Annotated in this window: 12 protein-coding genes and 1 pseudogene; 8 read left to right on the forward strand and 5 right to left on the reverse strand. The window is 38.3% G+C overall.

All coding sequences use genetic code 11. From position 1 onward, the window contains the following. Nucleotides 1–87: 87 nt before the first annotated feature. A complete protein-coding gene (locus KNQ97_RS05230) occupies nucleotides 88–792 on the reverse strand; it encodes a DsbA family oxidoreductase (protein WP_001261850.1) in 705 nt (234 codons plus the stop codon). 177 nt (nucleotides 793–969) lie between these two features. Between KNQ97_RS05230 and KNQ97_RS05235 the strand changes: the two genes are divergently transcribed. Then, a complete protein-coding gene (locus KNQ97_RS05235; protein WP_253611957.1) occupies nucleotides 970–1,728 on the forward strand; it encodes a hypothetical protein in 759 nt (252 codons plus the stop codon). Between the two features lie 21 nt (nucleotides 1,729–1,749). Here KNQ97_RS05235 and KNQ97_RS05240 read toward each other — a convergent pair whose 3' ends face one another. Beyond that, on the reverse strand, nucleotides 1,750–2,115 hold the full coding sequence (locus KNQ97_RS05240) for a MerR family transcriptional regulator (RefSeq protein WP_001046657.1): 366 nt from the start codon (nucleotides 2,113–2,115) through the stop codon (nucleotides 1,750–1,752). Between the two features lie 72 nt (nucleotides 2,116–2,187). On the opposite strand from KNQ97_RS05240, the gene KNQ97_RS05245 reads away from it, so the two are divergent. Continuing rightward, nucleotides 2,188–2,832 carry an alpha/beta hydrolase gene (locus tag KNQ97_RS05245; protein WP_104513693.1) on the forward strand — a complete coding sequence of 215 codons (645 nt, stop codon included), beginning with the start codon at nucleotides 2,188–2,190 and terminating at the stop codon, nucleotides 2,830–2,832. 68 nt (nucleotides 2,833–2,900) lie between these two features. Here the strand turns inward: KNQ97_RS05245 and KNQ97_RS05250 are convergent, their stop codons facing one another. After that, the gene (locus KNQ97_RS05250) at nucleotides 2,901–3,617 is read right to left on the reverse strand and encodes a hypothetical protein (RefSeq protein WP_002070110.1); all 717 of its coding nucleotides are present in this window, start codon (nucleotides 3,615–3,617) and stop codon (nucleotides 2,901–2,903) included. A gap of 275 nt (nucleotides 3,618–3,892) precedes the next feature. Between KNQ97_RS05250 and KNQ97_RS05255 the strand changes: the two genes are divergently transcribed. Next, nucleotides 3,893–4,384 carry a hypothetical protein gene (locus KNQ97_RS05255; protein WP_253611958.1) on the forward strand — a complete coding sequence of 164 codons (492 nt, stop codon included), beginning with the start codon at nucleotides 3,893–3,895 and terminating at the stop codon, nucleotides 4,382–4,384. 44 nt (nucleotides 4,385–4,428) lie between these two features. On the opposite strand, the gene fadA is transcribed toward KNQ97_RS05255, so the two are convergent. Together fadA and fadB are read right to left on the reverse strand one after the other, a co-directional pair. Beyond that, complete coding sequence (gene fadA, locus KNQ97_RS05260; protein WP_000212712.1) at nucleotides 4,429–5,601, reverse strand: acetyl-CoA C-acyltransferase FadA; 1,173 nt, start codon at nucleotides 5,599–5,601, stop codon at nucleotides 4,429–4,431. A gap of 12 nt (nucleotides 5,602–5,613) precedes the next feature. Next, nucleotides 5,614–7,767 (reverse strand): fatty acid oxidation complex subunit alpha FadB, encoded by a 2,154-nt coding sequence (fadB, locus tag KNQ97_RS05265; protein WP_000580939.1) that lies wholly within the window; start codon nucleotides 7,765–7,767, stop codon nucleotides 5,614–5,616. Nucleotides 7,768–8,339: 572 nt separating this feature from the next. Between fadB and lpxO the strand changes: the two genes are divergently transcribed. The 5 genes and pseudogenes from lpxO to uvrC all read left to right on the forward strand — a co-directional run bounded on the left by lpxO (nucleotide 8,340) and on the right by uvrC (nucleotide 13,204). Beyond that, complete coding sequence (gene lpxO / locus KNQ97_RS05270; protein ID WP_005129847.1) at nucleotides 8,340–9,254, forward strand: lipid A hydroxylase LpxO; 915 nt, start codon at nucleotides 8,340–8,342, stop codon at nucleotides 9,252–9,254. A gap of 87 nt (nucleotides 9,255–9,341) precedes the next feature. Further along, nucleotides 9,342–9,468: pseudogene (locus KNQ97_RS05275) on the forward strand (hypothetical protein). Continuing rightward, entirely contained in the window at nucleotides 9,465–10,508 is a 1,044-nt protein-coding gene (locus KNQ97_RS05280) for a lysozyme inhibitor LprI family protein (protein ID WP_001099004.1), read from the forward strand. The pseudogene KNQ97_RS05275 and the gene KNQ97_RS05280 overlap by 4 nt, the downstream one beginning before the upstream one ends. Before the next feature lie 232 nt (nucleotides 10,509–10,740). Further along, nucleotides 10,741–11,271 (forward strand): peptidoglycan hydrolase, encoded by a 531-nt coding sequence (locus KNQ97_RS05285; RefSeq protein ID WP_000929592.1) that lies wholly within the window; start codon nucleotides 10,741–10,743, stop codon nucleotides 11,269–11,271. A 133-nt stretch (nucleotides 11,272–11,404) separates the two neighbouring features. Then, nucleotides 11,405–13,204, forward strand: a complete 1,800-nt coding sequence (uvrC, locus tag KNQ97_RS05290) for an excinuclease ABC subunit UvrC (protein ID WP_012300759.1) — start codon at nucleotides 11,405–11,407, stop codon at nucleotides 13,202–13,204. Nucleotides 13,205–13,260: the final 56 nt, after the last annotated feature.

The following is a 13,260-nucleotide window of genomic DNA, read 5'->3' on the forward strand; positions in this document are numbered from 1 at the left end:
TAAACAATTGAATAGTTCTTTTTTTAGAACGCTCTATTGCTAAAATGGTGATAAAACATACGACTCGTTCACACTTTATCGTTAAGCCTATTTATTTTGTGGAATATCGCATGTTTCATCATTACAAACAGCTGCGTCATCTTGCTCAATATTTTCAGCATTTGCCTTGAGCTGTGCTTGTTCTAGTACTTGTAAAAACACTTCACGAGGTTGTGCTCCTGCAAGTGCGATTCTTTGGTCAAATACAAAGAAAGGTACGCCAGTTACATTGAGCTGCTCATGTGCAATTTTTTCATCATGACGAACAAAGTCAGCCAACTCATTTGTATCGAGTACATACTCAACTTCGGCATTATCAAGGCCAATACGAGAAGCAATTTCTTCTACAACTTCGCGTTCGCCAATAGCTAAACCTTCAGTCATATAAGCATGGAAAAAGGCTTCTTTTGCTTCGTTTCCTAAACCTTTACTTTGTGCAAGGTGGATAATACGGTGTGCATTAAAGCTATTGCCTGAGTTGGCTTTTTGCCATTGGAAGTCAATACCTTCAGAAGCAGCCATGGCCGCAATGTTGCGTTCCATTTCTTCCATCTCTTCATAGGTACGGCCATATTTTTTAGCTAAACGCTCAGTATTTGAAGTGTCATGTTTTGCGGGAGCATCAGGATCTAGTTCGAAACTATGCCAGTGAATATCAAGCTCGATACCTGCCTCGGCAGCGACATGTTCTAGGCGTTTTTTGCCGATATAGCAGAAAGGGCATACTACATCAGACCAGACATCAACACGCATGGGAGAATCTCATAAATATAATTTACTCATCATAATAGGGATGATGTACACGGATTTAAAGCATTGAATGGAGAATAGAGTGTTGCGTATTGTGAAATAAATGGCATATAAAGAACTATAAGCTCTATTTTATAACTATAAAGAGCAAAACTATAAGAATGGAAATAGGAGGTGTTTATGCGCCGAGTTTTGATTGCAATTGCAAGTCTGGTTGTTATTACGAGTATTGTTTTTTTTACCTATCAACATATAAAACAGCAGCAAGCCAAAGATAGCAGTCAAATGTTTGATGTAGTAATGACTGAAAAAATGAATCAGCTTTATGATCAGGCTCAAGACTGGACTAAACCTGTACAACTTGATATTCACGATAAACGGCTGGCAGGACACTACAAACAAGTCTCAGAGTTTCTTTTGAGTTATTGGGTCCAAAATGTGAACGCACGTAATGAATATTTAAGAGAATTAAAAGCGGCGAAATGGGATACGTTCTTAAATGTTGACCGTTTAGATCATGATAAAAAACAAAAATATGCTGAAACCGAAAAAATGTTAGCCGATGTTCGCAGAGCTTCAGATAAGTATCAATCCGAATATGAAAAAATTCATAAAACCTTCTTGTCAAAAATTCAGGAACTGTCTGTTGATAAAGAGATGAGACAAATCCTCGAAATAAAATTAGGAGCTCAGCAAAAAGCCGATCAGGACCATGCAATTTTTATGATTGAGCTACAAATTTTAGATAAAGCAGAAGAAATGTTTAAGCTTTTAAAAACTTATCCATGGCAAAAGAAAGATCAGATGATACTTTTCCATGAAAATGCTCAGGTCAAAAAGTTTAATGTACTGTATCAAGACGTTTTAAAACTTAATGCAAAAATTGAAAAAATTAAGAAAAAGAATGTAGCTGCCTTGGAAGGGGAGTTAAAAGAATAGCTATAGGAGGAGCATCACTTTTTAAATATTGGTGCTCTCAGCTTTTCCTTTTGCCAAGAAAGATTGTAATAAACTTTGAGAAGTTTGCAGTTTGTTTAACTGATCGGACACATGCTTAAGTTCTGTTTGCAGTTTTTCTTGAACCACTGGACACAGCGTAAATACCCGTTCATCTAAATCAAAACATGGCAATAAAACATGAATGTCTTTCAGGTTCATACCTGCGTCATTTAATATTTTAATTTTCTTAATATTTTCAATATCTTTTTGCGTATAACTTCGATAATTATTACTCGCTCGATGAGGCTGTATAAGCCCTAAATTTTCATAATACCGCAGCATACGTGGGCTTACTTTTGTGAGCTCGGAAACTTTAGCTAAGTTCATAAAATATGGGTTGACCTTAACAGTGGTGTCATAGTTTAGCATGTTTTTATATTTCAAAATGGTACTTGTTCAATGATTAGAAAACTCATTTTATTGGTGATATTCGGATTAATGTCATTTGTTACAAATGCCAAAACCCTTGAATTACAGGAGAAGAACATGCGTCAAATATTTGTGCTTCACGGTTACTCAGCTTCTATCAATGATCATTGGTTCTTGGACCTAAAACACCAAATAGAAGACGAAAATACAACTGTTACTTTAATACCATTTCCAGATCCTGAGCATCCGGACGTCGATGCTTGGCAGAAAATATTAGATGAGCAGATTCCTGCAGTTAATGAAAATACTTATTTTGTTGCCCACAGTTTAGGGGTAATTACCTTACTACACTTTTTACAAAGACATGATTATCAAAATATTGGAGGAATGATTTTAGTATCTGGATTCTCTGGTCCAATTTCAGACTTTTCACCTCTTAGTCCTTATATAACAAAGAGTAAAGTCGACACCAACTATTTCCGTGACATAAAGAAAAAGCTGGTTTATTTGTCTGATAATGATGATTTGGTTCCACCACAGCTAACGATTCAATTGGCTAAGGATATTGATGCGCCGTACATTACCGTTCCTAATGGAGGGCACTTTTTAGGTCGGGAAGGTTATACGGAATTTCCGCAATTAGTCGATTCTTTAAAAGAAATGTTAGAAAATTGATAAAAATCCCCGCATTGAGCGGGGATTTTTTATCTTTACTGAAATTTGTAATTTTTATTCCTAATCTATTAAGGCTGGTAAATGATACCCATGACTTTCGCAGGTAAAGCGATAATATCGAAAGTTAAGGTAAACGGAAGCAGTGGTAAACTTGCTAGCTTCTCCTTAGTTGATAAGGGCACTTTTCCGCTTTTATCATGAAGATATTGGATTCTAACGTGATATGGCTTAGATAAAGGGGTTATTTTTTTAAGATTGTTTACAGGAGGATAAACAGTTCCTCTAAGATTTAACTCAAATTTATGTAGTTCTAATGTCTTTTCATAGTCACATGGAACTACACCATATTGTTTAAATAAAGCTGATTCTTTCTCGTTCAATTTCCCATTAGGTGGGGTGTAAGAAAATCTAATATGTCCGTAAAAATGGTTACTATTCGAAGCTGGAGCATTAAAATCTAGCTCATTACTTATTTGAATATATTGTGGATTTAATTGACTAATTAATTGAATGAAATCGTTACCGCCTTTACTAATGACATAACTATATTTTTTCCCTGCGATAACAATACTGTCCTCTGGTTCATTTGGGAGAGATACTGATGGTTTACCGAATGCAATTACATCATCTTCTGTTAAAGTGATCCATTCATAGCCTGAGTCGTATTTTGTAAATAGCTCTCGCGTGTTTTCACCAATAATTCGATTACTCACACAACCAGTGAGAAAGAAACTGACTAGTAAGCAGCTCATAAGACTATTCTGATTTAATATTTTAAAGTTCATTATTTCTGTCGAATTCAATGGATTTATAAAAAGCTGACTATAAACAAAAAATCGTAATATTTAAATCTGGCAATATAATATGACTTAGCCATATTCAGATTAATTTCTAAAATCTTTTATGAATTTCTTTTTAATAAGTTTAAAAATCTAACGTTATTTACCGTTTATCTGAGCATTACTGAATCAAAAATGACTTTGTTGTAGCCTATTTATAGAACATTTTATTTAGTCATCATTTTGAGTTCGCGTAGGGTGACTGATTTTGGGAGCAAGTTATGAACTTTCTAAAACAATCAGCCTTCATTGCTGTATTTGCTTTTATGGGTTTACCAACTGTTCAAGCAGAAGAAGTGGCTACTTTACCTACAATTCGTGTTATGGCCGAATCTGAGCTACGTGAAGAAGTGGGCTTTGTCCCATTTCAAGAAGATAAAAAAGTGCGTCAGGCTCTACAACATCGTGAGTATAAAACTCATAACGATATACAGAATGCTTTAGTCCCTGAAGGTATGACGACAGTAGACTATCAACCTGTCATGGCACAGCCAGACTTGTCTCAGCTTTCTCCATTTTTACGAGAATATATTCTAGCTGTAGCGGGTGGAATCCAATCTTCTGACCCAACCAATGGTCTTTTTGAAATGTTAAAGCCTCTGCAAATTAACCGAAGTAATGTCGATGCTTATCGTGAGGGTACGATGAAAGTAAATATTAATGACATTATAGATTTACAGAAGAAAATCGAAAATGGATTAGCTGGTCGATAAAAGAATCCCCGCATTGAGCGGGGATTTTTTTATCTTGGTGTTAATTAAACACGTTCGATCACTGTTGCGATACCTTGACCGAGGCCGATACACATGGTCGCAAGACCGATTTGAGTATCTTGTTGCTCCATTACGTTTAACAACGTAGTGGTGATACGAGCACCTGAACAGCCTAGTGGGTGACCAAGAGCGATTGCACCACCATTTAAGTTCACGATGTCTTGTTTGTCATACAGACCTAAGCCTTTAAGAACAGACAAGCCTTGTGCAGCAAATGCTTCATTTAACTCAACAGTCTGGATATCAGCAATTGATAAGCCAGCACGTTTAAGCGCTTTTTGAGTTGCTGGAACTGGACCATAACCCATGATTGCTGCATCACAACCAGCAACCGCCATAGAGCGGATCACGGCACGTGGTTTTAAACCTAATGCTTGTGCACGTTCAGCAGACATAAGCAACATTGCAGAAGCGCCATCAGAAAGAGCAGAAGATGTTGCTGCTGTTACTGAACCACCTTTAGGGTCAAATACAGGTTTTAATGCTTTGAACGCTTCAAGGTTTGCATCTGGACGAATCACTTCATCGATGTCGCAAAGGATTTTAAAGCCATTTGCATCGTGGCCTTCAACACCAATGATTTCATTTTTGAAACGGCCTTCTTGAGTTGCAGCCCAAGCACGACGGTGAGATTCAACACCGAACGCATCTTGTTCTTCACGGGTAATGCCGTTCATGCGACCTAACATTTCAGCAGTTAAGCCCATCATGTTAGATGCTTTAGCGTAGTGTTTAGATGCTTCAGGGTTAAGGTCGATGCCGTGCATCATGCCTACGTGACCCATGTGCTCTACACCACCAATAATGAAGATATCACCTTGGTTTGTTGCAATTTGTGCAGCCGCAGTGTGGATTGCCTGCATAGAAGAACCACAAAGACGGTTAACTGTTTGACCAGCCACAGTTTTAGGCAAGCCAGCCAATAAACCGATGTTACGGCCAATGTTCATACCTTGTTCTAGGGTCTGGTTTACACAGCCCCAAATCAGGTCTTCAACTTCATTTACATCAAACTGGTTACGGGCAACGAGCGCACGTACAAGTTCAGCAGATAAACTGTCGGCACGTACATTACGGAACATACCGTTTTTAGATTTGCCCATGGCAGAACGAACGCCATCAACAATCACAACGTCACGTGGATTTAAAGTAGCCATTCACGTCGCTCCTTAACCGTAGAATTTTTTGTTGTTAGCAGCCATGTCGCGCAACATTTGTGGCGCTTCATAAGCCTTACCTAAGTGCGCATATTTGTCGCAAAGTGCAACGTATTCAGCAACACCTGTTTGGTCGATGTAACGGCATGGACCACCACGGAATGGAGGGAAACCAATACCCATAATCATTGCCATGTCTGCCTCAGATGCAGTCGCTACAATGTTGTCTTCTAAGCAACGAACAGTTTCATTGCAAAGAGCAAGCATCATACGGTCAATAATTTCTTGGTTATCAAATTCGCGTTTTTCGCCAGTTACGAATGGAGCAATTACTTCATACGCTGTTGGATCAACAGTTTTTGCTTTCTTGCCTTTCTTGTCGAGTTCGTATTTGTAGAAACCTACATCATTCTTTTGACCAAGACGTTTCGCTTCGTACATTGCTTCGATCGCGCCTTTGTACTCTGGCTTCATACGGTCAGGGAAACCTTCAGCCATCACTTCAGCACCATGTACACCTGTATCGATACCTACAACATCGATCAGATAAGCAGGACCCATTGGCCAACCGAACTTAGACATTACATTGTCGATTTGCTGGAAATCTGCGCCGTCTTTTACAAGAAGGTCAAATGCTCCGAAATAAGGGAACAATACACGGTTAACCAAGAATCCTGGGCAGTCATTTACAACGATTGGTGTTTTACCCATTTTTTGAGCAAGCACGACCGTAGTTGCAATTGCTTCTTCAGAAGTTTTCTCACCACGAATAACTTCAACAAGTGGCATCATGTGAACTGGGTTGAAGAAGTGCATACCAACGAAGTTTTCAGGACGTTGTAATGCTTTTGCTAACCGTGTAATTGAAATAGTAGAGGTGTTAGAAGCAATGATCGTGTTTTCACGAACATTTTTCTCAGTTTCAGCAAGTACGATTTCTTTTACTTTTGGATTTTCAGTTACCGCTTCGATCACGATGTCAACTTCTTTAAACTCTTCGTAGCTTAAAGTAGGACGGATGCGAGCAAGTGTTTCACCCATTTGCGCAGGTTTCATTTTCTTGCGTTCAACTTGCTTGGTTAACAAGTTGTTTGCTTCTTTCATACCTAATGCAAGTTGTGGGTTACCAATATCTTTCATGATGATTGGAGTGCCTTTGCTTGCCGCTTGGTAAGCAATACCACCACCCATGATACCCGCGCCAAGTACAGCAGCTTGGTTTACAGGATGAGCACCCTTTTCATGTTGCTTAGATGCTTTTTTAACAACTTGGTCATTAATGAATAAACCAATTAATGCTTCAGCTTGAGGAGTTACGGCTGCTTTGGCAAAGCCTTCAGCCTCAGCTTTTAACGCTTCATCACGTGCAAGGCTTGCACCAGCTTGTAATGAATCAAGTAATAATTTTGGAGCAGGGTATTGAGCAGGATTTGCTTTAGCAAGTACCGCACCTTTTGCTGTATTGAACGCCATCATTTGTTCAAGTGGGTTCAATTTTACAGCTTCAAGTTTTTCTTGGCGTTTTGCTTTCCAGTTTAAACGACCAGAAATCGCTTGCTTAACCAGATCAGTAGCAGCGTCAAGTAATTTGTCCGCAGCAACCACAGCATCTACAGCGCCATCTTTAAGTGCAGCAGCAGGTTTCTTTGGAGTAGCCATTGCCATCCATTCAACTGCATTATCAATACCAATGAGACGGCTTAAACGAACACTACCACCGAAACCAGGGTAAATACCGAGTTTAATTTCTGGTAAACCAACTTGTGCAGCTTCTGACATCACGCGATAGTCACAAACTAAACACATTTCAAAACCACCACCCAAAGCCATGCCGTTAATAGCAGCAACTTTTGGAAGGTCTAAATCTTCAAAGCTATTGAAGATTTCGTGAACAGGCATAAGCCAGTCAACAATCGCTTTTTCGCCTTGTGCAAAGTTTTGACCAAATTCGGTAATATCTGCACCAACAATGAATGTAGATTTGCCCGAGGTAACAACTAAGCCTTTAATATCGTTATTAGCTTTTACAGCCGCGATAGCAGCTTTGAAATCTTCAATTGTTGCACGGTTGAATTTATTGACCGACTCACCTTGTAAGTCAAAGCGGAATTCTGCAATTCCGTCCGCAAGCATTTGGACGGTAATGGCATTGCCAGCGTGGATCATGCCTGATCTCCTTAGTTTTGGAGGATTTCTAAGTTGATGTTATGAAGCGTGTGTACAGCTCCGGTACACATTTATGCTTCGCTAATCTTACGATAACTATATCTAAAAAGAACCCGACAAGTTGTATCAAGCCGTGACGCAAGGGTCATCTTATTTTTAATTGAATTCATACCAATTAAATGCATAAAGAAAATCATAGAGATAGCTGCTGAGTAAAGGCTTTTGTTTTAATTTAAGTTTTTATTTATAAAAAGTATAAATCTTTAATTTTTTATATAAAAAATGAGAATTTTATCCTATTCACTTCTTGTCAAAAAGGTCAATTGTTCTGGTGTAATGTCTAAAAAAATCGACTACAAAGTCACAATTTTCTAATGAATGATCACCATAACAAATTAAGCGCTTTTTTTATATTAAGGCCTCTTAATTTTCCGAAATAAACTGTTTAATTTTTTACATTCGCTTTTTATAAGTCAATTTTGTTAAAATTTGCGCCAATTAAATAAACTTCCGGTTGCTATTACCTTAGAAAATTAAGGTAAGGTTGCCCTAAACTTTGAAAGAGTAGCAATATGATTAAGTGGATCATATTAGCGATTTTTGTGATATCTGCATTGTATATCCAACATCGCGGCAAAGTGCGTCACTCGTTTTATCGTCAATTTTTTGACCATTCAACCTTGCTCGCACCGATTAACTTTTTAATGTACATCTTTTCAAAGGTACCGAATCAACCCTATATCGACACTCAACACTTTAAAGATTTAAAAGTGTTAGATGAAAATTGGGAAATGATTCGAGATGAAGCGAAAGCTTTATATGACCAAGGTGGGATTAAAGCATCAAGTACCTATAACGACTTAGGTTTTAACTCGTTCTTTAAAACAGGGTGGAAACGTTTTTACCTCAAGTGGTATGAATCAAGCCATCCTTCTGCTGCTGAGCTTTGCCCAAAAACAACGGCTTTACTCAAAACATTACCAACCATTAAAGCGGCAATGTTTACAGAGCTTGCTCCTGACAGCCGTTTGGTCAGACACCGTGATCCATATGCGGGGTCACTCCGTTATCATTTGGGCCTGATTACTCCAAATGATGACCGTTGTTTCATTGATGTAGATGGTGAAAGATACTCTTGGCGTGACGGTCAAAGTGTCGTGTTTGACGAAACTTATATTCACTATGCTGAAAATAAGACCGATCAAAACCGTATCATCTTCTTTGCCGATGTTGAACGTCCAATGAAAGTAAAATGGATGGAACGTTTCAATCATTGGTTTGGTCGTAACGTAATGACTGCGGCAAGCTCACCGAATGAAACAGGTGACCAAACAGGGGGCTTAAATAAAGCCTTTGGTTATGTTTATCAAATTCGTATTAAAGCTAAAGCTTTAAAAGCTAGTAATCGTAAGTTGTATTACTTCTTGAAATGGTTCCTCATGCTTGGAATTTTCTTCCTGATTTTTGTTCGACCATACGTATTTTAATGAAAGCGCCCGAAAGGGCGTTTTTTTATTGTGATTATTTAAATAATTTAGATTTATTTTTATGCATTTAAAACGATGATTATTAGCGTGGGGAGTATTTTATTTAAAATTTCAGGTGAATTCTATTTTAATTATTGGGATGATAAGGCGACTGGTAAATATATGCCTTTCTTGTACTTAATAAATTTTAAAAATTTGCGTGGAATATAAATGAATACGGTGATGAAACAAGCTTTAGTAATAACTACATTCACTGCAGCAGTGATATTGACTGGATGTGGTAAATCTAAGCCAGAGCCAAAATCAAAAACAGAAAAAGTCGAGGCAATTTCGGATTGGAGCTGTACATACCCTGATAATTTAAATCAGATTCAAACCTCTTTGAAAAAAGAATATTTGAAACAAATCGAACGTAGTTTAAGGCAAAGTCAATATCAGGTTGATACGGATATTCTTAATAAAATTAATCAAGGTTTGAAGTTTGAAATTAAAAATGTTCGCACTTTACCGTTAGAAGATGAAAGCCAAAAAAATACACAACTCAGCTGTGAAAGCCAATTGGTTGTTTCATTTCCTAAAGGTTTACAAAAACGTGCGGAAAAAGCATATATTGAAGAGTTGCGTCATTCTGATAAAGAATCGGATACGCTCAATGACTATTTTTCGGATAATGAATCCTCTTTGACCCTTGAAAATGATCAATTGAAAGGTGACTTTTTCTATAACATTACAAAAACAGATAAAGAAGGTTTGGTGTTTGACTTGCCAACTCAAAATAGTGTGATTGAAGGATTGGTTTTTGTTGCCACTAAAGCTGTGCAATATGCAGCTTATGTTAAAGAAAATGAGTTGATTGAAGAAAATATTGAAGAAAATCTGCAAATATCTGAGCAAAATAATGAAGAGCAGACTGCTCTGGCTCAGGAAGCCATGGATGTTCGTAAAAAAGAATTGGATGCTGACAAAGCGAAGCAAGTGGAACGCTTAAATCTGACTTGGGATAAATTGAGTGCCGATAAAAAAACTCAATTTAAACAAGATCAATCGGATTGGTTTAAAAAACGTGATGTTGAATGTAAGGTGCTGGCACAAAAGACTGTAGATGAAATTCCTGAAAAAGACTTAGAAACTTACCAAAAGCAATCCGATTATTGGACCGCTGAGATGCGTAAGCAAAATCAGGAAATGCAATATACACAATGCTTTATTCAAAAAACTGCAGAGCGAACAGTTTATTTAAATAATTTAAACTAATCTGAAACTCTCTATAAGTGCTTGGTCAATCGTGTTGAAATAGATGGGATTGACTAATCTTTAGTAAGTTCGAAAGGGCGTTTTTTTATAGGTATTAAAAACGACAAATTAATTTTGTGACCTATTTCACAGTGCTGGCAATTTGTTACAACTATTAAAAGCCAACAGATAATTTTGATTCTACAATGGCGCGGTTTTTTCGAAGACTTGGTTAGCGGAAGTAGGTTTTACAATGGCTCATGCTCATCACGCAGCTCATGCATATGTTCACCATATCAAAGTGAGAAAAGAAGAAAGTTCTCAAGGTGACTTAAAAACGAAAGCGATGTTAAGCAAAGCTTCTTCGGGAAATAAAAAACTTCATCGACCGGCTTCTAAACGACATAAATCGGAAGATCAAAATATTGATCTACATAAGTTCTCAAGTAAGCTTGAAAGTATGTCTGCAAAGCACAGTAAAGAAAAATGTGCCAAGAATATTCGCATTGCCTTACAAGCTGCGGGTGCAGATGTATCAAAGCATCCTGTAGCTGCATCTGACTGGGGGCACACCTTAGAAAAGAATGGTTATAAGAAAATCAAGCCGGCATTTAATCGTCCTCAAGAAGGGGATATTTATATTATCGAACGTACCAGTGGTCATACTTACGGGCATATTGCGGGCTATACGGGTAATGGCTGGTTCTCAGATTTTCGTCAAAAAACCTATGCGGTCTATAAAGAAAAAGATGTGAAATATAGTTACTATCGCCTCGACTCTTAAGGAAATACGACACACTTTGTCGGGCTAGTTTCCTATCCCTTTTCAAATTTAGGTTCTGGCACAGTAAAGCACTTGAAAAGTAAAGGTGAAAACATCACATTAGGTATTCAATATTAAGCCATGTATGCCAATAGTGAATCAAAACGCTCGTCCCCATATTGAAAAAATTTTAGCTAATCTGACCCAACTTCCAGGCGTTTATAAGATGCTAGGGAAAGAGGGGGAGTTGTTATATGTTGGTAAAGCTAAAAATCTAAAAAATCGGGTGTCGAGTTATTTTGTTAAAACCATTGAGCATCCGAAAACTCAAGCTTTAGTCGCTCGAATTTATGATATTGAAACGCTAGTTACGCGTTCAGAAACCGAAGCGCTGCTTTTAGAACAAAACTTAATTAAACAACATCGTCCGCCTTATAACATTATGCTGCGAGACGACAAGTCATACGTCTATATCTTTGTATCGGCAGATAAACCGTATCCACGAATTGCCAGTGGACGTGGCAAAGGTAAGCACCAAATTGGTAAATTCTTTGGGCCTTATCCAAGTGCTTATAGTGCCCGAGATACCTTACTGGTTTTACAAAAGCTTTTTAATGTCCGTCAGTGTGAAAATAGTTACTTTTCACAGCGCAAACGTCCATGTTTGCAATATCAAATCAAACGTTGTTCGGCTCCGTGTGTAGGCTTGGTCTCACCAGAAGATTACAAAGAAGATGTGAATAACAGTATTCGTTTCTTACAAGGTGATACCAAAGAGTTAAACCAGGAACTGATTGCGAAAATGGAACAGGCGGCGGCAGATCTTGAATTTGAAAAAGCGGTTTTTTATCGGGATCGGTTGTCTTTACTTCGCGAAGTACAAGCACAGCAAGCTGTTTTCAAAGTGAAAGGTGAAGCTGACATTTTGGCAATTGCCTATCAGGCTGGCGTGACATGTGTGCAGATTATGCATGTACGTAACGGTCGTATGTTAGGAGGTAAAAGCTATTTCCCTGACATGTTGGGCGATGACCTTGGACAAATGCTAAGTGACTTCATGGCAAACTTTTACTTTCAAGTTGCCGATGAAGTACCAAGCGAACTGATTGTGAATACTGCCTTACCTGACCGTAAAGAGCTGGAAGAAGCTTTAGCACAGCAGTTTGGAAAGAAAGTCCAGATTAAGAGCAGTGTACGAGAAACACGTGCTGAATGGTTAGAACTTGCCGAAATGAACGTTCAACATGCGATTAAAGGGCAGTTGAGTAACCACTTAGAACTCAATGAGCGTTTCCACCAGCTTGAGCAGGTAGTTGGCCGTCCAATTGATCGGATTGAATGTTTTGATATTAGCCATACCATGGGTGAAGCACCGATCGCATCATGCGTAGTGTTTGACCAAGGTGGAGCACGTAAACGGGATTATCGCCAATTTGCCATTCAAGATATTACTGCGGGTGACGATTATGCAGCAATGCGCCAAGCTTTAACGCGTCGCTATAAAAAGGCAATGTTACCAGATCTGCTTTTAATTGATGGTGGTAAAGGTCAGCTCCATATGGCCATGGAAGTAATGCAAGAGCTTGGGTTAGAAGCTTTTATGGTAGGTGTATCGAAAGGTGAAGGCCGTAAACCGGGGCTTGAAACGCTTCATTTTACCGATGGCACAAAAATCCAGTTACCTGAAGATAGTAAGGCGCTACATTTGATTCAACAGGTGCGTGATGAAGCTCACCGTTTTGCCATTACTAAACACCGCGCTAAACGTGATAAACGCCGTAGCACCTCAGTTTTAGAAGCAATTCCGGGCTTAGGACCTAAACGCCGTCGAGATTTATTAACACATTTTGGTGGGATTCAAGGTGTTTTAAAAGCATCTGAAAAAGAACTGACAGTCGTGCCGGGCTTAGGTGAAGTGATGGCAAGAACGATTTATAAAATTTTGCATGAGTAGTCATGTCTTGAGAAGATGAGTGACAAAAGCGCTCGTAAATTAATAGCTGAATGATC

This window comes from Acinetobacter sp. UC24323 (genome assembly GCF_024151445.1).
GTDB classification, from domain to species: domain Bacteria; phylum Pseudomonadota; class Gammaproteobacteria; order Pseudomonadales; family Moraxellaceae; genus Acinetobacter; species Acinetobacter baumannii.

Coding starts and splice junctions, on each gene's coding strand:
- KNQ97_RS05280 (WP_001099004.1), top strand. CDS start 9,465: ATGAATACGGTGATGAAACAAGCTTTAGTAATAACTACATTCACTGCA.
- KNQ97_RS05235 (WP_253611957.1), top strand. CDS start 970: ATGCGCCGAGTTTTGATTGCAATTGCAAGTCTGGTTGTTATTACGAGT.
- KNQ97_RS05230 (WP_001261850.1), bottom strand. CDS start 792: ATGCGTGTTGATGTCTGGTCTGATGTAGTATGCCCTTTCTGCTATATC.
- lpxO (WP_005129847.1), top strand. CDS start 8,340: ATGATTAAGTGGATCATATTAGCGATTTTTGTGATATCTGCATTGTAT.
- fadB (WP_000580939.1), bottom strand. CDS start 7,767: ATGATCCACGCTGGCAATGCCATTACCGTCCAAATGCTTGCGGACGGA.
- KNQ97_RS05245 (WP_104513693.1), top strand. CDS start 2,188: ATGATTAGAAAACTCATTTTATTGGTGATATTCGGATTAATGTCATTT.
- KNQ97_RS05255 (WP_253611958.1), top strand. CDS start 3,893: ATGAACTTTCTAAAACAATCAGCCTTCATTGCTGTATTTGCTTTTATG.
- KNQ97_RS05250 (WP_002070110.1), bottom strand. CDS start 3,617: ATGAACTTTAAAATATTAAATCAGAATAGTCTTATGAGCTGCTTACTA.
- KNQ97_RS05285 (WP_000929592.1), top strand. CDS start 10,741: ATGGCTCATGCTCATCACGCAGCTCATGCATATGTTCACCATATCAAA.
- fadA (WP_000212712.1), bottom strand. CDS start 5,601: ATGGCTACTTTAAATCCACGTGACGTTGTGATTGTTGATGGCGTTCGT.
- KNQ97_RS05240 (WP_001046657.1), bottom strand. CDS start 2,115: ATGAACTTAGCTAAAGTTTCCGAGCTCACAAAAGTAAGCCCACGTATG.